At 68.7% G+C, this 20,944-nt stretch carries 18 protein-coding genes; 6 read left to right on the top strand and 12 right to left on the bottom strand.

The features are described from left to right. The 9 genes from ACWPN7_RS14580 to ACWPN7_RS14540 all read right to left on the bottom strand — a co-directional run bounded on the left by ACWPN7_RS14580 (nt 1) and on the right by ACWPN7_RS14540 (nt 9,051). Complete coding sequence (locus tag ACWPN7_RS14580) at nt 1-1,419, bottom strand: M16 family metallopeptidase (protein ID WP_459196955.1); 1,419 nt, start codon at nt 1,417-1,419, stop codon at nt 1-3. Between the two features lie 139 nt (nt 1,420-1,558). After that, a complete protein-coding gene (locus tag ACWPN7_RS14575; RefSeq protein WP_200777075.1) occupies nt 1,559-2,167 on the bottom strand; it encodes a DUF3035 domain-containing protein in 609 nt (202 codons plus the stop codon). An 84-nt stretch (nt 2,168-2,251) separates the two neighbouring features. Then, entirely contained in the window at nt 2,252-2,755 is a 504-nt protein-coding gene (lspA, locus tag ACWPN7_RS14570; RefSeq protein WP_014239673.1) for a signal peptidase II, read from the bottom strand. A gap of 127 nt (nt 2,756-2,882) precedes the next feature. Continuing rightward, nucleotides 2,883-5,738, bottom strand: coding sequence for an isoleucine--tRNA ligase (gene ileS / locus ACWPN7_RS14565; protein ID WP_459196956.1), 2,856 nt, complete (start codon nt 5,736-5,738; stop codon nt 2,883-2,885). 207 nt (nt 5,739-5,945) lie between these two features. Beyond that, complete coding sequence (locus ACWPN7_RS14560; RefSeq protein WP_200479574.1) at nt 5,946-6,653, bottom strand: orotate phosphoribosyltransferase; 708 nt, start codon at nt 6,651-6,653, stop codon at nt 5,946-5,948. An 82-nt stretch (nt 6,654-6,735) separates the two neighbouring features. After that, on the bottom strand, nt 6,736-7,218 hold the full coding sequence (locus ACWPN7_RS14555) for a DUF29 domain-containing protein (protein ID WP_459196957.1): 483 nt from the start codon (nt 7,216-7,218) through the stop codon (nt 6,736-6,738). 64 nt (nt 7,219-7,282) lie between these two features. Further along, nucleotides 7,283-7,459 (bottom strand): hypothetical protein, encoded by a 177-nt coding sequence (locus ACWPN7_RS14550; RefSeq protein WP_014239676.1) that lies wholly within the window; start codon nt 7,457-7,459, stop codon nt 7,283-7,285. A 3-nt stretch (nt 7,460-7,462) separates the two neighbouring features. Continuing rightward, on the bottom strand, nt 7,463-8,419 hold the full coding sequence (locus ACWPN7_RS14545) for a bifunctional riboflavin kinase/FAD synthetase (protein ID WP_200475970.1): 957 nt from the start codon (nt 8,417-8,419) through the stop codon (nt 7,463-7,465). Nucleotides 8,420-8,601: 182 nt separating this feature from the next. Continuing rightward, nucleotides 8,602-9,051, bottom strand: a complete 450-nt coding sequence (locus tag ACWPN7_RS14540) for a MaoC family dehydratase (protein ID WP_014239679.1) — start codon at nt 9,049-9,051, stop codon at nt 8,602-8,604. Nucleotides 9,052-9,404: 353 nt separating this feature from the next. On the opposite strand from ACWPN7_RS14540, the gene ACWPN7_RS14535 reads away from it, so the two are divergent. Further along, entirely contained in the window at nt 9,405-10,226 is an 822-nt protein-coding gene (locus ACWPN7_RS14535; RefSeq protein WP_201043757.1) for an SDR family NAD(P)-dependent oxidoreductase, read from the top strand. Here ACWPN7_RS14535 and ACWPN7_RS14530 read toward each other — a convergent pair. Continuing rightward, the gene (locus ACWPN7_RS14530; protein WP_038529136.1) at nt 10,223-10,855 is read right to left on the bottom strand and encodes a septal ring lytic transglycosylase RlpA family protein; all 633 of its coding nucleotides are present in this window, start codon (nt 10,853-10,855) and stop codon (nt 10,223-10,225) included. The two genes, ACWPN7_RS14535 and ACWPN7_RS14530, sit on opposite strands and share 4 nt — an antisense overlap. A gap of 132 nt (nt 10,856-10,987) precedes the next feature. Here ACWPN7_RS14530 and ACWPN7_RS14525 point away from each other — a divergent pair, with 132 nt between their 5' ends. The 3 genes from ACWPN7_RS14525 to ACWPN7_RS14515 all read left to right on the top strand — a co-directional run bounded on the left by ACWPN7_RS14525 (nt 10,988) and on the right by ACWPN7_RS14515 (nt 13,627). Continuing rightward, nucleotides 10,988-11,929 carry an alpha/beta fold hydrolase gene (locus ACWPN7_RS14525; protein WP_201043758.1) on the top strand — a complete coding sequence of 314 codons (942 nt, stop codon included), beginning with the start codon at nt 10,988-10,990 and terminating at the stop codon, nt 11,927-11,929. Nucleotides 11,930-12,050: 121 nt separating this feature from the next. Beyond that, complete coding sequence (locus tag ACWPN7_RS14520; protein WP_201043759.1) at nt 12,051-13,064, top strand: DUF6352 family protein; 1,014 nt, start codon at nt 12,051-12,053, stop codon at nt 13,062-13,064. 98 nt (nt 13,065-13,162) lie between these two features. Beyond that, nucleotides 13,163-13,627 (top strand): bacteriohemerythrin, encoded by a 465-nt coding sequence (locus tag ACWPN7_RS14515; protein ID WP_175428670.1) that lies wholly within the window; start codon nt 13,163-13,165, stop codon nt 13,625-13,627. Nucleotides 13,628-13,677: 50 nt separating this feature from the next. Here ACWPN7_RS14515 and ACWPN7_RS14510 read toward each other — a convergent pair whose 3' ends face one another. After that, the gene (locus ACWPN7_RS14510) at nt 13,678-14,187 is read right to left on the bottom strand and encodes a PRC-barrel domain-containing protein (protein ID WP_492273337.1); all 510 of its coding nucleotides are present in this window, start codon (nt 14,185-14,187) and stop codon (nt 13,678-13,680) included. 528 nt (nt 14,188-14,715) lie between these two features. Between ACWPN7_RS14510 and ACWPN7_RS14505 the strand changes: the two genes are divergently transcribed. Continuing rightward, nucleotides 14,716-18,435, top strand: coding sequence for a vitamin B12-dependent ribonucleotide reductase (locus ACWPN7_RS14505; RefSeq protein ID WP_492273336.1), 3,720 nt, complete (start codon nt 14,716-14,718; stop codon nt 18,433-18,435). 124 nt (nt 18,436-18,559) lie between these two features. On the opposite strand, the gene ACWPN7_RS14500 is transcribed toward ACWPN7_RS14505, so the two are convergent. After that, nucleotides 18,560-19,042, bottom strand: coding sequence for a bacteriohemerythrin (locus ACWPN7_RS14500; protein WP_103041355.1), 483 nt, complete (start codon nt 19,040-19,042; stop codon nt 18,560-18,562). A 211-nt stretch (nt 19,043-19,253) separates the two neighbouring features. Between ACWPN7_RS14500 and ACWPN7_RS14495 the strand changes: the two genes are divergently transcribed. Next, a complete protein-coding gene (locus tag ACWPN7_RS14495) occupies nt 19,254-20,858 on the top strand; it encodes a S10 family peptidase (RefSeq protein WP_459196959.1) in 1,605 nt (534 codons plus the stop codon). Nucleotides 20,859-20,944: the final 86 nt, after the last annotated feature.

Raw genomic sequence — 20,944 nt, 5'->3', positions numbered from 1 at the left:
TCAGCTTCCCTTGTCCTGGAGCGGCAGCAGAAGGCCGGTGACGTGGTTGGTCTGGCCCAGAACGGCGCGGGCCGCGGCGTTGACCTGATCGGCGGTCACCGCGTCGATGCGCACCGGCCAGTTCTCCACGTCGTCGATGCTCTGGCCGGTGGCGATGGCGGCGCCCAGCGTCTGGGCCGGGCCGGTCAGGCTGTCGCGGGCGTAGGCGGCCTCGGCCAGCATGCGCTTCTTGGCGGTGGCCACCTCCTCCTCGGTCACGCCCTTTTCGACGAGCGTCCGGATGTCGGTCTCCAGCGCCGCTTCCAGCTTCTCCATGGTCACGCCGGGGGCCGGCGAGGCACCCGCCGCCAGCGAGGTCATGTCCCAGGACGACGGGCTGTAGCCCAGCCAGGCCGAGGTGGCGATGCGCTGCTCGACGACGAGGCTGCGGTAGAGGCGGGAGGTCGGGCCGCCGCTCATGATCTCCGACAGAACCTGGAGCGGGTAGGCGTAGCCCTCCTTGTCGGTGCGGTAGGAGGGGGCGAGCCAGTTGCGGCGGATCGAGGGCTGGCGCACCTCGTCGTCGCGCAGGATGACCCGGCGGGCGGCGCTGATCGGCGGCTCCTGCACGCGGACGCGCTCCGGCACCGGGCGGGCGGCGATGCTGCCGTAATATTTCTCGGCGAGCGGCTTCAACTCCTCCGCCGTCACGTCGCCGGACACCACCAGCACGGCGTTGTTGGGCGCGTACCAGCTCTTGTAGAAGGACTCCGCCTCCTCCCGCGTCAGGGTGGCCATCTCCTGCGGCCAGCCGATGATCGGCGTGCCGTAGGGGTGGTGGACGTAGAGGGTGGCGTTGATCTGCTCGCCGATGCGGTCGGCGGGTTCGTTCTCGATGCGCTGGCGGCGCTCCTCGATGATGACGTCCCGCTCCGGATAGACGACCTGATCGGTGAGGCGGAGGTTCGACATGCGGTCGGCCTCCATCTTCATCACCAGCTCCAGCCGGTCGCGCGCCACGTTCTGGAAATAGGCCGTGTAGTCCCAGGAAGTGAAGGCGTTGTCGCGCCCGCCGTTCTTGGCGACGATGCGGGAAAAGGCGCCGGGCGGAACCTCCTCCGTCCCCTTGAACATCAGATGTTCCAGGAAATGGGCGATTCCCGACACGCCGCGCGGCTCGTCCGCCGCGCCCACCTTGTACCAGACCATGTGGGTGACCACCGGCACGCGCTGGTTGGTCACCAGCACGACCTGCATGCCGTTGGACAGGGTGAAGGTCTCCGGAAAGAAGACGCCCTTCTCGGCGGCAAAGGCCGGCGTGATGACGGGGATGGCGCTGGACAGGGCGCCAGTCAGGGCGAACGCCAGGACGCCCGCGGTGGCGAGCCGGCGCCAGGGCCGTTTCCAGGGTGGGGGAGCGGTGGGGCCGTTGGGGAGCATGGGCCTCTCGTTGGGAACGAAGGGGACGGGAATGCAAAAGGGGCGTCCCCGTCTGGGAACGCCCCCTAGATACTGGTGCGGCGAAGCGCCCGGAACAATGCCCCGAGTTGGAGCCCTGAATTCGGACCCTGGAAGCGGCTTAGAACAGCCCTTCCAGCGGCGCCTTGCGCTTGCGTTCGATGGTCGGGACGGTGCCGTCATTCAGCGCCTTGCCGGTGGCCTGGGCCTCGCGCAGACGCTGGTTCTCCTTCTTCGGGTCGACGACCTCGTAGGGCTGCTCCTGCGTCTGCCAGAACAGCAGGGAGTCGATCCAGCTCTTGTCGGCGACGACGAGCTGGGTCGTCTCCTGATCGACCTTGTTGCGGATGCCCGGCTCGATGCCGCCCTTGGCGCCGGCCTGGGCGATCAGGGCCGACTCGCCCGCCGTGTGTCCGGCGGCGGCGGCAGTGGCAGCGGTGCGCGAGGAGCCGCCGAAGACGGAGGCGGCGGCCACCGCGGCCGACGTGGCGTCCTGCGGCCGCGCCGCGCCGGGGCGCGGCTCCGGCAGGCGGGCGAGGCTCGGCGGCATGGTCAGCGGCGCGCGGGACACGACCGTGAACTCGTCCGGGCTCTGGCGGTCGAGGCCGATGGAGCGGCGGACGTCGGAGCATCCGGTGAGCGCCAGCGCAACGAGGGCCAAGCCCAGCAGCGGGCCCCGCCCCAGGGAACGGGTGGAGCGCCGTGCGATGGAGGAGGCGAAGGAAAGCATGGTCACGTTCGAGTCCCGTCGTCTAGTCGTCAGGCCGCTTGTCGTCGGGCCGCGTCCCTTATAGCGGCTCCGTCGCGTGAACTATTACGACTTTTCGCGGCCGGCGAACAGCCCATCCAGCACGAGAAGCGCCACGCCGACGCTGATTCCGCTGTCCGCCACGTTGAAGGCCCAGAAATGCCACCCCCCGATGTGGAAATCGAGGAAATCGGCGACGGCCCCGTAGAGGAACCGGTCGATCACGTTTCCGATGGCTCCGCCGATGACCATCCCCAGCGCCAGCGCGAGGTAGCGCCGGTCGGCCTGCCGCAGCCAGAGCAGCAGCGCCACCACAATGGCGAAGGCCACCGCGGCCAGGACGTAGGGCATCCAGGCGTGGGAGCTGCCGAAGGTGCCGAAGCTGACCCCGGTGTTCCAGGCCAGCACGAGATTGAAGAAGGGCGTGACCTCGATGACCCGTGGGTAGGGCTGCATGACCACGTCGAGGATCCACCATTTGGTGAGCTGGTCGAGGACCACCACCAGCGCGGCGACGGACAGGCCGAAGACCGTGTAGCCGCGGCTGCCGGACGTGGAGAGGCTGCTCATGGAGTGCTCCGAAGAGTGAAAGGCGTTCGGGCCCCCTCCCTAACCCTCCCCCGCCTTCGGCGAGGGAGGGGATCACGCTCCCTCTCCCGCGAAGCGGGGGAGGGATGGGGAGGGGGCCTGCTGCAAATCAGAACGCCGGTTCCGCGTCCACGGCTTCGGCGCAACGGAGGCACAGCGTCGGGTGTGCGGCGTTCGTGCCGACCTCCGGAAGGATCTTCCAGCAGCGCTCGCACTTGCCCCCTTCGGCGAGGCCGGACACCACCGCGATGCCGGCCACGTCGGGCAGGACGAACGCCCCCTCGGGTGCCGTGCCCTCCGCCACGGTGATCTGCGAGGTGATGCAGATCTCGGCGAAGTCCACGCCGTCGAGCAGCGCCTTGGTCGCCGCGTCCACGAAGACGGTCGGGTTGGCCTGCAGGGACGAGCCGATCCTCTTGTTGGCCCGCTCCAGCTCCAGCGCGCCGGTGACGGTGCGGCGGACGGTGCGGATGGACTCCCACTTGGCGGCGAGACCGTCGTTGCGCCACTCCGCCGGGATGGCCGGGAAGACGCGCAGATGCACGCTCTCCTCGTTCCAGCCCTCGACGCCGGTCAGGCCCTCGGGACGGGCGAGCCATGCCTCCTCAGCGGTGAAGCAGAGGATCGGGGCCAGCCACGCGGTCAGGGTGGAGAGCAGGTGCTCCATCACCGTGCGGACCGAACGGCGGCGGACCGAACCGGCCGCGTCGCAGTAGAGGCTGTCCTTGCGGACGTCGAAGTAGAAGGCCGACAGCTCCACGGCGCAGAAATTGTGGATCGCCACCGACAGGTCGTGGAAGTCGTAGGCCTCGATCTTGGCGCGGACCAGCGCGTCCAGCTCCGACAGGCGGTGCAGGACCCAGCGCTCCAGCTCCGGCATCTCGGCGACGGCGATGCGCTCCGCCGGGGTGTAGTCGGCCAGCGCGCCGAGGATGTAGCGCAGCGTGTTGCGCAGGCGGCGGTAATGGTCGGCCTGGTACTTGATGATCTCCGGACCGATGCGCTGGTCCTCGGTGTAGTCGGTGCTGACCACCCAGAGGCGCAGGATGTCGGCGCCGTACTTGTCGCAGACCTCCTGCGGGGCGACCACGTTGCCCAGCGACTTGGACATCTTGCGGCCCTGCTCGTCGAGCGTGAAGCCGTGCGTCAGCACCGCGTCGTAGGGCGCCCGGCCGCGCGTGCCGCAGCTTTCCAGCAGGGAGGAGTGGAACCAGCCGCGGTGCTGGTCGGAACCTTCAAGGTACAACGAGGCCGGCCACTTCAGCTCCGGCCGCTGCTCCAGCACGAAGGCGTGGGTCGAGCCGGACTCGAACCACACGTCGACGATGTCCTTGACCTGCTCGTAGTCGTCCGCGCGGTAGGCGTTGCCGAGGAAGTCCTGCGCCGGGCGGGCGAACCACGCGTCGGAGCCTTCCTTCTCGAAGATGTCGGCGATGCGGTTGAACACCTCGGCGTCGCGCAGGATCGCGCCGTTGTCCTTGCGGACGAACAGGGCGATCGGCACGCCCCAGGCGCGCTGGCGGCTGATGCACCAGTCCGGGCGCTGCTCGATCATCGCGCGGATGCGGTTCTCGCCCTGGGCCGGGAACCACGTCGTGTCGGAGATCGCCTGCAGCGCCGTCTTGCGCAGGTCGTTCGTCTCCATGGAGATGAACCACTGCGGCGTGGTGCGGAAGATCAGCGGCGCCTTCGAGCGCCAGCTGTGCGGGTAGCTGTGCTTGATCCGGCCCTTGGCGAGCAGCGCCCCGACCTCCTGAAAGGCCTTCAGCACGGCGCCGTTGGCCTCGCCCGGCTTGCCTTCGGCGGTGTAGACGCGCAGGCCGGCGAACAGCGGGACGTGGTCGTAGTAGCGCCCGTCCTCGCCGACCGTCTGCGGCACCTCGATGCCGTTGGCCTGACCCAAGTGGAAGTCGTCCTCGCCGTGACCCGGTGCGATGTGGACGAAGCCGGTGCCGGCGTCGGTCGTCACGAAGTCGCCGGCCAGCAGCGGCACCTTGAAGTCGTAGCCGCTGCGGGTCAGCGGGTGGTGGCAGTAGCCGCCGGCCAGACGCGAGCCGGGGAAGCGGTGCAGCAGCCGCGCGTCGGCGATCTTGGTTTCCTTGAAGACGCTCTCGGCCAGCGCGGTGGCGACGACGAGCCGCTCGCCGACCTCGGCGAGGCTGCCCTCCTCGACCGCCAGCACCTTGTAGGTCGCGTATTCGATCTCGTCGCCGAAGGCGATGGCGCGGTTGCCCGGCAGGGTCCAGGGGGTGGTCGTCCAGATGACGATGTTGGCGTCGTCGACCTCTGGCGCCGGCGAGCCCCAGATGGCGAAGCGCGCGAAGACGGTGGTCGAGGTGTGGTCGTGGTATTCAATCTCCGCCTCGGCCAGCGCGGTCTTCTCCACCACCGACCACATGACCGGCTTGGCGCCCTTGTAGAGGCCGCCGTTCATGGCGAACTTGTGGATCTCGCGGACGATCTGCGCCTCGGCGGGCAGCGTCATGGTTAGGTACGGGTCAGCCCAGTTGCCCTCGACGCCCAGGCGGCGGAACTCGCCGGCCTGCACGTCCACCCATTTCTGGGCGAACTGGCGGCACTCGGCGCGGAACTGGTTGAGCGGAACCTCGTCCTTGTCCTTGCCCTCGGCGCGGTACTTCTCCTCGATCTTCCACTCGATGGGCAGGCCGTGGCAGTCCCAGCCGGGGACGTAGTTGGAGTCGAAGCCCTGCATCTGGCGCGAGCGGACGATGACGTCCTTCAGCACCTTGTTGACGGCGTGGCCGATGTGGATGTTGCCGTTGGCGTAGGGCGGGCCGTCGTGCAGGACGAACTTCTCACGGCCCTTCGCCGTCTCGCGCAGCCGCTGGAAGAGGCCCATGTCCTCCCAGCGCTTCAGCAGCTCCGGCTCCTTGGTGGGCAGGCCGCCGCGCATGGGGAAGTCGGTGCGGGGCAGGAAGACGGTGGACTTGTAGTCGCGGGTCATGTCGGGGATATCCTGAACCTGAAGCAGAACCGTCGGGCGGCAGCGGTCAGGCCCCCGACGCACGCACAAACGAGGCGGTCCCGGCCCCCCTCAGGAGGCCGGGTTGGTAATTCGCGCCATACGCGCCATGACCCACGCCGGATGCAGCATCGCGCGGGATATTAGCGGTGTGGGCGGTGCGGTCAAGGCGCGGCGCCTCCGGGTGCGTCAGTCGAAGCTGGCCTTGCCGCCGTGGGCGGCGGACCAGGTGACCGGGTCGTTCAGGAACTTCTCGACCTCCGACAGGGTGTTCTCGTCGAAGTATTGGTTCTCGCGAGCGACCTTCAGCACGTCCCACCAAGTGCACAGCTCGTGCAGGCGGACGCCGATGCGGTCCATGTTGGTCTTCGACTGCGGGAAGATGCCGTAATGGAAGATCACGAAGCTGTCGGTCACGGTGGCGCCGCCGTTGCGCAGCGCCGTGACGAAGTTCTCCTTGCTCTTGCCGTCGGTGGCGAGGTCCTCGACCAGGATGACCCGCTGCCCCTCGGTCAGCACGCCCTCGATCTGGGCGTTGCGCCCGAAGCCCTTCGGCTTCTTGCGGACATACTGCATGGGCAGTTCCAGCCGCTCGGCGATCCAGGCGGCGAAGGGGATGCCCGCCGTCTCGCCGCCGGCCACCGCGTCGATGCTCTCGTAGCCGATCTCGCGCTCGATGGTCTGGACGGCGAAGTCCATCAGAGCCTTGCGGGCGCGCGGGAAGGACACGATGCGCCGGCAGTCGGTGTAGACCGGGCTCGCCCAGCCGGAGGTGAAGATGAAGGGCGTCTCGGCGTTGAAATGCAGCGCCTTGATTTCCAGCAGGATCTTCGCGGCGGTGGCGGCAATCGTGGCCCGATCACCATTGGCAGGGGCGGGCAAAGCGGCGGTGGTCATGGCCTAACGGCTCCCAGGGAGGCTCAAACTGCCCCGTGTGTAGCCCCCCGGCGTGCAAATCGCAATGGCCGGACCTTGTCGGTCAGCCCAGCCCGTGCCGGTTGGGCGGGATGAAGTCATCGTCCAGAATCTGGGCGAGGCTGTAGGGGCAATCGGTGGGAAGGGCTTCGGGCGCCACGCCGTCGAACAGCTCCAGAGCCTTGACCGCCAGCCGGTGCCCCTGCTTCCACGCCTTCGGGAGAAGATCGGGCGCCTTGCGCGCCAAGGTGCCGCTGTCCTCCAGCGCGTAGACCGCCCGGCCGCGCTGCTCCACGACGCTGAGCATCCATTTGTTGCGTGGCGCCGGGGCGGGCGAATGCTCCAGCTTCAACAGATGTTCGATGACGTGGGTGAGGGCGCTGACCAGCGCGCTTTCCTGGCTGCGGCCCAAGCTCTCGACCTCCTCCGCCAGATTCTTCAGATCCAACTCGGAGTTGACGCGCGTCTCCGCCATCCGACGAAGCGCGGCGGCCTGCTCCAAGGTCCAGGCGTACCAGTCGGTGTCGTAGAGGCGGCCGTCGGGCATGGGACCCTCCCGGTGGAATCCGTGCGTCAGGTTAACCTGGACACCGCGGGCGGTCCATATGGACTCACTTTCCCGGCAGGGCCAGCGCGATGCAGCGGGTCAGCACCGGGTTGCCAGTCATCTCGCGGTAGGCCTGGACGATGGCGGGCTCGGCGGCCTTGCATTGCTCCATCGTCTGGAACTCGATGGTGGTCGGGCCGCCCTGGTTCAGGATGAACAGCAACAGGATGACGCGGTCCATCGCTCAACCCTCCGTCCGCGGTTCCCGGGCCAGCACGGCGCGGGCGGCGGCGGCGTCCTGGACGATCTGGTCCTTCAGCTCGTTGAAGCTGCCGAACTTGCGCTCCGGCCGCAGGAACTCGATGAGCTGGACGCGCAGATGCTGGCCGTAGAGGTCGCCGTCGAAGTCGAGGATGTGGGTCTCCAGCCGCTCCACCGTTCCGCCCACGGTCGGGCGGCGGCCCAGATTGGCGACGCCGTTGCGCCACACCGTGCCCGCCCCCTGGTCCACGCCGGTGCGCACCGCGTAGACGCCGAAGGCGGGGCGGAGATAATCGGCAAGCTCGACGTTGGCGGTGGGGAAGCCGATGGTGCGGCCCTTGTGGTCGCCATGCTCCACGCGCCCCTCGATCTCCCAGGGGGAGCCGAGCAGCCGGGCCGCCTCGCGCGGGTTGCCGGCGACCAGCGCGTCGCGCACGCGGGTGGAGGAATAGACGCCGTCCGCGTCGTCGGCCACCGGGCCGACCTCGGTCACGCCGAAGCCGTGGGCCGCGCCGGCCTGCCGCAGCAGGGCGGGGTCGCCGCCGCGGCCGTGGCCGAACAGGAAGTCGTAGCCGCAGACGACGTGCCGCACGCCCAGCCCGGCCACCAGATCCTCCTGGATGAAGGCGTCGGCGGTCTTGTGCAGGAAGCTCTCGTCGAAATGGCAGACGAACAGCAGGTCGACGCCCAGCGCCTCGATGTGGCGGGCCTTGACGCGGAAGGGCGACAGGCGGAAGGGGGCGTCGTCGGGACGGAAGACGGAGCGGGGGTGCGGCTCGAAGGTCATCACCGCCGAGGGCGCGCTGAGATCGCGGGCGATCCTCTGGGCGGTGGCGATCACCGCCTGATGGCCGCGGTGCACCCCGTCGAAGTTGCCCAGGGCGACGACGGCCCCACGGGCGTCCTCCGGCAGGTCGGCGGTGTGTCGGAACAATCGCATGCGTCACGCCCTGATGGTCTGCGGGCCGCGCACGGCCCCCGGAAACGATGGCGGCCCGCCGGGGCGGGCCATGCCATGGGCGTCTTATATAGACCGGAGCCGGCGCGTGGTCTACGCACCGGCGACCGGCAAGTCATTTCACTTGTTAAAGGCTTGCCCGTATTGAAGGCTCGCCTGCGGGATCAGCCGCGCGACGGGACCATCAGCAGGGCTTCGCCCTCGATCACCACCGTCTCGCCGACGGTGCAGACCGTGCGGACGACGGCGCGGCGCTTCTCCGGGATGATCTCGGTGACGGTGGCGCGGGCGGTCACCGTGTCGCCGGCGCGGACCGGCGCCTTGAAGCGCACGGTCTGGCTCATGTAGATGGCGCCCGGACCCGGCAGCTTGGTGCCGAGAACGGCGGAGATGAAGCTGACGCTCAGCATGCCGTGGGCGATGCGGCCCTGGAACATGGTGCCGCTGGCGTATTCCTGGTTCAGATGGACCGGGTTGGTGTCGCCGGAGATGCCGGCGAACAGCACGATGTCCGCTTCGGTAACCGTCTTCGCGAAGGACGCCGTCATGCCGACGGTCAAATCCTCGATGCAGTGGCCCTCGTTGTCCTTCAGGACTTGGCGAACATCATCCATACCGCGGTTCCTTTTCATCAAGCACCGGCAGAGCGGTGCGACAACACGTATGGTGCAACGCGATATATGCACTGCAACCACGTGATGGCAACACAACTCGCCTGAAAAAGTGAAAAAACCGCTAACCTCTTTCGAAAGAGGAGGCAGTCGAGGCGTCCTGCCTATTTCCTCCGGTCCGGCGATTTCAGTTCCGTGACAGTAAAAGTCCGGAGCGGCTCCAGTTAATATGTACACTGACAATTCGGCCTGCTGCACCGCGGAATGCGCGGCAACTCGGGGGCGGATGGCTTGACTTCGCGCCGCCGCGGCCAACCGTCACCTCTCATCCCCCGAACCGCGATGGAATCCGAGCCATGCCCCACCGCTTCGCGCTGGTCACCGGCGGCACCTCCGGCATCGGCGCCGGCTTCGCCCGCGCCTTGCCCGCCGACACCGGCCTCCTGCTGGCCGCCCGCAACGCCGAGGCCCTCAACACCGCAAAGACGGAGCTGGAGGCCGCCGGACGCCGGGTGGAGGTGCTGGCCACCGACCTGACCACCGACGCGGGGCGGAACGCCCTGATCCAGAAAGCGGAGACGGTGGAGATCGATCTGCTCATCAACAACGCCGGGTCCGGCGCCTTCGGGCCGGTGCTCCACAACAGCCCGGAGGCGGAGCGGACGACGGTGGAGCTGAACGTGGTGGCGACCACGGTGCTGACCCGCGCGCTGCTGCCCGGCATGATCGAGCGGGCGGCCCGCGACGGCCGGCGGGCCGGGCTGATCCTGCTGTCGAGCACGGCGGCCTTCCAGCCGATCCCGTTCCTCGGGACCTACTGCGCCAGCAAGAGCTTTGTTCTGGCCTACGGCGAGGCGCTGGCGACGGAGCTGAAGCGCATGCCGGTGGATGTGCTGGTGCTGTGCCCCGGCGCCACCCGCACCGCCTTCGGCAAGCGGGCGGGCTTCGCCCTGAATGCCCTGCCAGGGGCCGCCGATCCGATGGACGTGGCGCGGGAGGGGTTGCAGGCGCTGGGGCGCCGCACGGTGCATGTGCACGGCTTCGGGACCCGCAACATGCTGCGCCCCTTCCTGTGGTCGCGCCACGCGGCGTCGGACGGGCTGGGCGCGCTGCTGGCCGCCTTCGACCGGGGGCAGCGCGCCGGCAGGTCCGCCCGTCCGCCGCGCGGAGGGGCTTAGCGGTCGGACCCCGACCCGCTCTGTTGATCGGCGCGGGACGAACCGGCCCCGGACGACCCGGACAGAGCCGCGCCGTTGCCCTTCTTCTGGGAGCCCGGCTGCTCCGCCACCTGGGTCTGGTCGGCCTTCTCGGCCTTGGCCTCGACCTTTTCCTTCACAGCCTCGGTCGGCTGTTCGGACGGCTTGGCCTCGACGCGCACGGGGGCCACGCCGTCCTCGATCATGTCGAGCTGCTTGGCGGCCTTCTTCGACAGGTCGATGACCCGCCCGTCCACATAGGGGCCGCGGTCGTTGACGATGACGTCGACGCTCTTGCCGTTGTCCTGGTTGGTCACGGTGACCTTGCTGCCCAGCGGCAGTTCGCGCGAGGCGGCGGTCGGCTTGTTCTGGTCGAAGCGCTCGCCGCTGGCCGTCTTCTTGCCGTGGAACGAGCCGCCATAGAAAGACGCCTCGCCCTCATGAACGATCACCGGCTCGCCCTCGTCCGTGCGCTCCACGGCGATCGGCGGCACCGACGCGTCCTTGGGGCTTTGCGCTTTTGAGGAAGGCTGGGCCTGGGCGGCGGCCATGGGGGACAGGGTCAGGGACAGGGCGCAAAGCGCCATGGACAGTGTACGCACCATGTGCATTCGAATGTACCTCCCAATGGACCTCGACAACACCTGGGGGAGGACGGGGGTTCCACCGGATGGCCGCCGGACGCTGGACCCACGCCGTGCGTTGATGCTTCAATCGTCCCGTCAACGAGGGAGAGCGCAGGAATGGCCGTGAGCGTGGCGGATCTGGGTGTGGGGCCACGGTTCGGCTGGGTGACGATGGGGGATGGGACCCGGCTGCGCACCGCCCATTGGATGGCCACCAAAGCCCCGCCGCGCGGCACCGCGCTGCTGCTGACCGGTCGGGCGGAGTTCATCGAGAAGTACACCGAGACGGCGGGTGCGATGCTCGCCCGCGGCTTCGAGGTCTTCGCCTTCGACTGGCGCAACCAGGGCCTCTCCGACCGCCCCCTGCCCAACCCCCAAATTCATCACCTGGACAGCTTCGACACGTTGGCCGGCGATCTCGACGAGGTGGTGGAGCGGCTGGTGAGGCCGCGGCAGCACGGGCCGCTGCTGCTGCTCGCCCACAGCATGGGCGGGCTGGTCGCCCTGATGGCCCTGCTGCGAAACCCGGCCCTGTGCGACGCCGCGGTGCTGACGGCGCCGATGTTCGACATCTTCACCGGCCCGGTGCCGCGCCGCATGGCGGTCTGGCTGGCCGAACGCCTGTGCGCCCGCGGGCGGGCCGCCGAATACGCCTTCGGCCAGCACGATTACGACCCGGTGGAGGGGCTGTTCACCCCGGTCAACCCGATCACCTCCGACCCCCGTCGCTACGCCACCTACCACGACGCCTTCCGCGACCGGCCCGAGCTGCGGGTGGGCGGGGTCAGCTTCGGCTGGGTGAGGGCGGCCCTGCGCGCCGCCGACCACATCCGCTTCACCGCCCCGCTGGAGCGGGTGACGACGCCGATCCTTCTGCTGAGCGCCCCGGCCGATGCCATCGTCCGCTCGGAATCGCACCGGCTGGCCGCCGCCCGGCTGGGCAACGCCGTGCTCAAGGAGCATCCCGACGCCAAGCACGAACTGCTGATGGAGCGCGACGAGATCCGCGACCGGGTGTGGGCTGACGTCGACGCCTTCCTGGCCGCCCTGCATTTATAAACCGGGCATCTCTAAACTGGGCATCTGTAGGCCGGGCTGTGCTAGATCCTTGGCGCGGGCGCCCGCGCGCCCACATGAGGGACGCTTTGCGACCGCTTTTCTGTTCAAGGGTCTGTCTTCCATGTCCGATTTCTGGAAAGAGTCCGGCTTCCATCTGCTGACGCGTGACGCCGACGGCTGGCTCGCGGTCACACCGGACTTCCTGCGCGCCTATCTGATGCGGCCGGAGATGCGCCCGCCCGAGGACGCCTGCGAGACCGAGCACACGCTGTTCGCCGGCCTGCTCGACGATCCCGCCCGCCCGGTTCCGCCGGGCATGGTGGAGGCGATGGCCGACGCGGACGCGCGGGAGAACTGGGCGGTCTGGCTGGGCTTCCGCGACCGGCTGCTCGCCGCCGGCACGGTCGAGGGCTGCTACCTCCGCCTGTTCCGCGAGGGTGCGCGGGGCGTGCCGGGGCTGTTCATCGACCAGATGGCCCATGTGATCCTGCGCAACCTGCTGGATGGCACGCCGTCGGGCCTGCGCGCGCGGGCGGGCGAGCTGTTCTTCCGGCCCCAGACCGTGTCGGTGGACGACGGGCGCGTCCGGCTGGCCGACAGCGAGACGGTGGAGATGCTGGCCGCGACCGGTGGCTTCGGCAGCCTGGGCCGGCTGGTGGTGGAGGCCGGGACCGCCCCGCGCTCCGTCGACCTCGACGTCCTCGACGAAACCAACCACCCCCGCTATTGGGAGCGCGACTCGCGGCACGATACCGTGCTGGACGTGACCTTCGCCGCGGCCGGGCTGGACGCGCTGTGCCGCGTCCTGGAAGGCTGGGTGAAGCATTTCCTGGGGGTGGGGGTGTCGATCCATCCCGTGCAGCGGATCAGCGACGAGCGCTGGGTCTGGCATGTCGGGCTGGACGGCGAGGCCACGGCGATCCTCAACGACCTCTACAACGGGGCCGAGGTGGGGGAGGAGCGGCTGGCCCGCATCCTGTCGCTGTTCCGGCTGGAGTTCGCCGACCCCGCGGTGATGCGCGCCGACATCGCCGGGCGGCCCGTCTATCTGGCCCTGGCGATGACCGCCGACCGCAAGCTGCGCCTGAAGCCGCAGAACCTGCTGGTCAATCTGCCTCTGGCGCAGATGAACTGACCGGCCATCCTATAACCATACTGTCAGTGTGACCATCTGCCGCCCCGGCTGCGGGTGGGCGGCGGATTATAAGGATGTTTCCTGAAGGGGGAAACGTCATGCAATTAAACACAACGCAGCCGAAGACGATGAAGCCGAACCTTGCCGACCCGCGCTGGGAAACGATGGCGTGGCAGGACGGCTTCGGCGTCGGGAACGCCGTGATCGACGCCGACCACAAGCGCCTGTTCGAGCTGTTCAACGAATTCGTCACCGCGGTGAACGAGTTCCGCGCCGACAGCGAGATTCAGGACGTGCTGAGGGACCTGCTCGACTACACCGACACGCATTTCGACCGGGAAGAGACGCTGATGCGCGAGCACGGCTATCCCGATTACACCGCCCACAAGGCGCTGCACGACAGCTTCGTCCGCCAGCTTCACGACGTGAACAGCGCGCTGGACGCGGGTGGAGAGAAAGGCGCCTTCGTGCTCGGCTTTCTCGCCAAATGGCTGTCCGGCCACATCCTGGGCGTCGATACCAAACTGGGTGCCTACCTGCGCGAGCGCGGGGTGGAGGCGTAACGGGCAAAGCCCCTCTCCCAGGGCGGGAGAGGGGCGCTGTCCCCTGATGGTTACTGCTTGTTCAACTCGCCGCTGTGCTTGGGGCCGCGGTTCAGCGAGGTCATGCTGTCGCTGTACTGGAACTCCGGCATGTCGCGCACGCTCGCCTGGGTGACGTCGCGCAGCGTGATCGGGCCGTTGCCCGGCAGCACGTCGGCCAGCGCGATGTCCGCGGCGATCTCCTTGCCGCCGATGCCGAGGAAGCCGCCGCTCTGGATCACCAGAAGCTGAGCGTTGCCGTCCGGGCCGAGGATCACGTCGGACACCTTGCCGACCTTTTCGCCATCGGCGCCGATCACCGTGCGGCTCATCAAATGCTCGACGCTGGCGCCACCCGTGGTGTTGCTTGCGGCGCCGCTTGCGGGCCCGGCCGGGCGGGCGCTCTGCCCCTGGTCCATGATGACCGAATTCGGGGCCTGGGAACTCGGGGCCTGGGTGGAGCCGCCGGTGCCGGTCTGGGCCGCGGCGGCACCGGTCATCAGCGCCAGGGCGGACAGGGTCGCGATCACCGTCTTGTGCATGGAAGCTCTCCTCGTTGCACGAAACCGACCCTTCCAACCGGAGGGAGCGGGAAAGGTCACGCGGGGCCGCCTGTGACATCGTGGGGCGACTCGGGGCGCCGTCCGGGTGCCTCGCCACGGGGCGGGTCCAGCGGGCAAAAGTGGGGTCGCGGGTATGAAGGGCTGGAGAAGGGCGTACCGCCAATTCGCCCCCGTGGCTCCTGGGGTCGGAGGGGCCCGGCAACCCCGCGAAAGTGACGGATTCCTTACAGGAATCAGGCGCCGGAGGCTTTCGGTGCAGGACTAGATGTGGGGGTGGGCGGATTTTTTCCGGGAACCGGCGGCGGCTTGGCCCGTTGACCTGATGCGCCATATCTAGGAGGTAGGCCCGCGTCAAGCACACAATATCTTGGGCCGGGTCTTGCTTGGCCCAAAGCTTGAGGCTAGGATGCGCACCAACATACAGGGTGTTGCGTTCGTCAGCCAGCGCGAGCTGCGCCGCACGGAGCGCGACACCTTTGTTCGCCAGCCAGAGGGAGCACGAGTCACATGCGGGTCCAGCGTCGTTTCACGAAAGAGGGTCAGGATGCTTACGCCGCTCTCGGCTTCCGCCGCACGACGAGCGAGATCCGCAACCCTGACGGCTCTGTGGTCTTCCAGCAGACGGACATCGAGGTTCCCGAGAATTACAGCCAGGTCGCCAGCGACATCCTGGCCCAGAAGTATTTCCGCAAGGCCGGCGTTCCGGTCGCCCTGAAGGCGGTCGAGGAGAACACCGTCCCGTCCTGGCTGTGGCGCAAGACCGCCGACGAGGCGGCGCTGGCGGCCCTGCCGAAGGAGAAGCGCTATTCCGGCGAGAAGTCGGCCAAGCAGGTCTTCGACCGTCTGGCCGGCACCTGGACCTACTGGGGCTGGAAGGGCGGCTATTTCGACACCGAGGCCGACGCCCGCGCCTTCTTCGACGAGATGCGCTTCATGCTGGCCGCCCAGATGGCGGCTCCGAACAGCCCGCAGTGGTTCAACACCGGCCTGCACTGGGCCTACGGCATCGACGGCCGGAGCCAGGGCCACTTCTACGTCGATTTCAAGACCGGCCTGCTGACCTCCTCCGCCTCGGCCTACGAGCACCCGCAGCCGCACGCCTGCTTCATCCAGTCCGTCGCCGACGATCTGGTGAACGAGGGCGGCATCATGGACCTGTGGGTCCGCGAGGCGCGCCTGTTCAAGTACGGCTCGGGCACCGGTTCCAACTTCTCCCGCCTGCGCGGCGAGGGTGAGAAGCTGGCCGGCGGCGGCAAGTCGTCGGGCCTGATGAGCTTCCTGAAGATCGGCGACCGCGCGGCGGGCGCCATCAAGTCGGGCGGCACCACCCGCCGTGCGGCCAAGATGGTCACGGTGGACATGGACCACCCGGACATCGAGGCCTACATCGACTGGAAGGTGACCGAGGAGCAGAAGGTCGCCGCCCTCGTCACCGGCTCCAAGATCTGCCGCGAGCACCTGACCGCCATCATGGCCGCCGCCCAGGACGGCCAGGACCCGAAGGTCAACAAGGAGCTGAAGAAGGCCGTCGTCGCCGCCCGCAAGGCGCAGGTGCCGGAGAACTACGTTCAGCGGGTGATCCAGTTCGCCGCCCAGGGCTTCACCAGCATCGAGTTCAAGACCTACAACACCGATTGGGACTCGGACGCCTACCTGACGGTGGCCGGCCAGAACTCCAACAACTCGGTGCGCATCTCCGACGACTTCATCCAGGCCGTCCTGAACGACGACGAGTGGAAGCTGATCCGCCGCACCGACGGCACGGTTCATCGCACGCTCCGCGCCCGCGACCTGTGGGACAAGGTCGGCTACGCCGCCTGGGCCTGCGCCGATCCGGGCGTGCAGTTCGACACCACGATCAACGACTGGCACACCTGCCCGGCCTCGGGGCGCATCAACGCCTCGAACCCGTGCTCGGAGTACATGTTCCTCGACGACACGGCCTGCAACCTCGCCTCGCTGAACCTGATGTCGTTCCGTCTGAAGGACGGCTCCTTCGACGTCGAGGCGTTCGAGCACGCCTGCCGCCTGTGGACCATGGTGCTGGAAATCTCCGTGCTGATGGCGCAGTTCCCGTCCAAGGAGATCGCCCAGCTTTCCTATGAGTTCCGCACGCTGGGCCTGGGCTTCGCCAACCTCGGCGGCCTGCTGATGTCCTCCGGCCTGCCTTACAACTCGGCGGAAGGCCGCGCCTACTGCGCCGCCATTTCGGCCGTGATGACCGGTGTCGCCTACGCCACCTCCGCCGAGATGGCGCAGGAGCTGGGCGCCTTCCCGGCCTATGAGCAGAACCGCGACCACATGCTGCGGGTCATCCGCAACCACCGCCGCGCCGCCTGCGGCGAGATGGAGGATTACGAGGGCCTGTCGGTCAAGCCGGTGCCCTTCGTCGCCGACGAGTGCCCGGAGCAGGAACTGGCGATGGCCGCCGTCCGCGCCTGGGACATGGCGCTGGAGCTGGGCGAGCAGCACGGCTTCCGCAACGCCCAGGCCACGGTGGTCGCCCCGACCGGCACCATCGGTCTGGTCATGGATTGCGACACCACGGGCATCGAGCCGGACTTCGCGCTGGTGAAGTTCAAGAAGCTGGCCGGCGGCGGCTACTTCAAGATCGTCAACCGTCTGGTGCCGGAGGCCCTGCGCACGCTGGGCTACACCGCCGACGAGATCGCCGCGATCGAGCGCTACGCGGTTGGCCACGGCACGCTGAAGGGCGCGCCGGGCGTCAACCACGAGACGCTGGCGGCCAAGGGCTTCCCGGCCGAGGTGCTGGAGAAGCTGGAGGGCAACCTCGCCACCGCCTTCGACATCAAGTTCGCCTTCAACCGCTGGACGGTCGGCGCCGACGTCATCGTCGACACGCTGGGCATCCCCGCCGAGCAGATGGACGCGCCGGGCTTCGACCTGCTGACCGCTCTCGGCTTCACCAAGGCCGAGCTTGAGGCGGCGAACACCTTCTGCTGCGGCGCCATGACGCTGGAGGGTGCGCCCTTCCTGAAGGACGAGCATCTGCCGGTGTTCGACTGCGCCAACCCCTGCGGCCGCATCGGCAAGCGCTTCCTGTCCTGGGAATCGCACATCACCATGATGGCCGCCTCGCAGCCCTTCATCTCCGGCGCCATCTCCAAGACCATCAACATGCCGAACACGGCCACGGTCGAGGAGTGCAAGGACGCCTACCTGCTGTCCTGGCGCCTGGGCATCAAGGCCAACGCGCTGTACCGCGACGGCTCCAAGCTGAGCCAGCCGCTCTCCGCCGCCCTGCTGGACGACGAGGAGGACGCGGTCGAGGAGATCGTCGAGGCGGCGAACGCCACCCGCACCCAGATGGTGTCCGAGCGCATCGTCGAGAAGGTCGTGGAGCGCATCATCGAGCGCAAGCGCACCGAGCGCGAGCGCCTGCCGCACCGCCGCAAGGGCTACACCCAGAAGGCGACCGTCGGCGGCCACAAGATCTACCTGCGCACCGGCGAGTATGAGGACGGCCGCATCGGCGAGATCTTCATCGACATGCACAAGGAGGGCGCCGCCTTCCGCTCGCTGATGAACAACTTCGCCATCGCGGTGTCGATCGGCCTGCAGTACGGCGTGCCGCTGGAAGAGTTCGTGGAGGCCTTCACCTTCACCCGCTTCGAGCCGTCGGGCATGGTGACCGGCAACGACACCATCAAGATGGCGACCTCGGTCATCGACTACATCTTCCGCGAGATCGCCATCTCCTACCTGGGCCGCACCGATCTGGCGCACGCCACGCCGGAGGATCTGGTGCCCTTCACGGTCGGCAGCGGCGACAAGCAGGGCGACCTGCCGGAGACCGGCGCGGTCCAGCCGTCGGACATCGTCCGCAAGGTCGCGTCCACCGGCTATGTCCGCAACAACCTGCGCGTCCTGAACGGCGGGCAGACCCAGCGGGCCTCGGCCGCGGCGGCCCTCGCCGCCACCGGCGCCGCGGTCCAGGCCACGGCGTCCGCCGCCCACGCGGCGGTGGCCTCCAGCCCGGCGGTCGGCGCCGCGGTGGTCCACGCCGGCGGCACGGCCCCGGTCGGCGGCACCACCGGCACGGCCTACGGCGGCAGCAACAGCGACCAGCGCTACGACCGCATCCGCGAGGCCCGTGCCCGCGGTTACGAGGGGGATCAGTGCGGGGAGTGCGGCAACATGACGCTTGTCCGCAACGGCACCTGCCTGAAGTGCGACACCTGCGGCTCCACCACGGGCTGCAGCTGAGGCCAGCCGGTTCCATCCCCGGCATGGCGTGGAAAAGGGGAGGTCCTCGGACCTCCCCTTTTTTAATGCGGTTTTATCAGGCGGCCTTTTATGCGGGCTCCGGTGAGAGCGCGCTCCGGCGGGTTCAGACCGGAATGTTGGGAAAGACGCGGCCGGACAGCTGGGCGTCGGCCAGCTCCGCCGGGACGGCGTCGCGCTCCTTCAGCCAGCGGGCGAACTGGCGGTCGGCGGAGTTGATGTGCAGCATCAGCCATTGCGGCAGGAAGCTCGCCAGATACTCGGCGATGTTCTCCTCCGGCACGTTGCCGGTGGTGAAGGCGTGCAACTGCTCCCACGCCAGGGAATGCTGGACCAGATGGTCGGCCAGGAAAGGATAGCCGGCCTCCTCCATCACCTTCTGCTCGCTCGCGAAGTGAATCTCCGTATAGACCACCGCATCGGCCAGCGTCCGATAGACCTCCTCGCGGGAGCGGCCCTCGGCGACGGCGACATGGAACGCCTGGACCAGTTCGATCCAATGCTTGTGCTGCTCGTCGATGTCCTCGACGCCCAACGCAAGATCGTCGCTCCAGACGAGATCCTGAAAATTCTCGGCGGGCATGTCCATGATCGCGATGACTCGGCTTAAGGTGGTGGAAGCCTGCGCATCATAAACACGGTCGTATGTGCATCAATGGTCTGAATTGAGATAAATTGTCGCGGTTTCGGTGGTGATCCGGGACGCGCGACGAGGGGCTGTGTCCTTGCCGGACACCGGCTGCGGGTCAATATGCGGGGCTGTGACGACACAGCCGACGGGATGCGCCATGCGACGTGCCATGAACCGCCGCCTCCGCCTTTTGCCACTGCTCGCCGCGCTGGCGCTGCCGCCGATCCAGGCCGCGAGCGCCCAGGACGTGGCGCCCCAGAGCGCACCGGCCCGGAACGAACAGAACCAGGGCGCCCCGAAGCCGGCGGACCGGGCCGGCGGGTTCGACGCCCAGCGCAGCGAGACCAGGCACCAGCTGCCCTTGCCGTCCGGGCCGCTCGCCTACACGGCGGTGGCGGAGTTCCTGCCGCTGCGCGACGGCCCGCGCGAGGAGGCGGCGGCCCGTGTCTTCACCGTCTCCTATACGTTGGATGGAGGCACGCCGGACGGGACGTCCCGCGGCCGGCGGCCGGTCGCCTTCGTGTTCAACGGCGGGCCGGGGGCCTCTTCGGCCTATTTGCACCTGGGCGCCCTGGGGCCGAAGGTGGTCGGCTTCAACGACGACGGGTCGCTGATCCGCCCGCCGGCCCCGCTGCTCGACAACCCGGACAGCTGGCTGGCCTTCACCGATCTGGTCTTCGTCGATCCGGTCGGCACGGGCTACAGCCGGGGCATCCAACGCGACGGCGGGCGCGACGGCGGGAAGGACGGCGGCGCGCGGCGGGACGAGGATCCCGGCAAGCGCTTCTGGTCGGTCGACGCCGACAGCCGGGCCATGGCCGAGATCGTCCGGCTCTGGCTGACCCGCAACGGGCGCTGGGAGTCGCCGAAATTCCTGGTGGGGGAAAGCTATGGCGGGTTCCGCATCGCCAAGATGGCCAACCGGCTGATCGACGACACCGGAATCGCGGTCAACGGGCTGATCATGGTGTCGCCGGTGGTCGATTTCGCCACCATCCGCGGCGGCGGCGGGCTTCTGGTGCCGGCGCTGCGGCTACCCTCCTACGCCGCCTCGGCCGCCGCCAACGGTCTGGCGTCCGGCACCCCGGAGCAGGCGGCCGTGGCGGCGGAGCGCTACGCCTTCACCGGCTACCTCACCGGGCTGGCCGGGCTGGACTATCGCCGGCCCGGCGCGGCGCGGGACTTCTTCGCCGAGGTGGCGCGCACCACCGGCCTGCCCGAGGAGCTGGTGACCCGTTTCCGCGGCGAGATTCCCACCGACGTCTTCGCTCGCGAACTGCTGCGCGGGCGTGGGCAGGTCGCCAGCGTCTATGACGGCACCTTCACCGCCGCGGATCCCGACCCGTCGGCGGCGCGCCTGTCCTTCGATCCTTTCCTGAAGGGCACGGTGCCGACCTACACCACCGCCTTCGCCGCCTACGCCCACGAGTGGCTGGGCGTGCGGACGGAGGTGCCGTTCGATCTGCTCAGCGACCGGGTGAACCGGGGCTGGGAGTGGCCGCGCTCCGGCCAGCCCAGCGCGGTGGACGATCTCCAGGCCGCCCTGACCCTGCAGCCCGCGCTGCGGGTGCTGATCGCCCATGGGCGCACCGACCTCATCACCCCCTACATGGCGTCGCGCTGGGTGGCGTCCCGCCTGGAGCTGCCGGACGGGCAGGCCGACCGGGTGGCCGTGACGGTCTACGAGGGCGGCCACATGATGTACACGCGCGCGCCCGAGCGCGCGAAGCTGGCCGCCGACGCGCGGGCCCTGATCGAGGCCGCCTTGCGGTAGAGGTGGCCTCTGATAGGGCGGATGGGCGGCCAAAAGAAAACAGGCGCCCCGGTGGGGGCGCCTGCTGCGCAATGCCTTGCCTCGGC

Source organism: Azospirillum sp. UENF 312511 (assembly GCF_058780635.1).
This window is presented reverse-complemented; position numbering and strand designations above follow the sequence as displayed.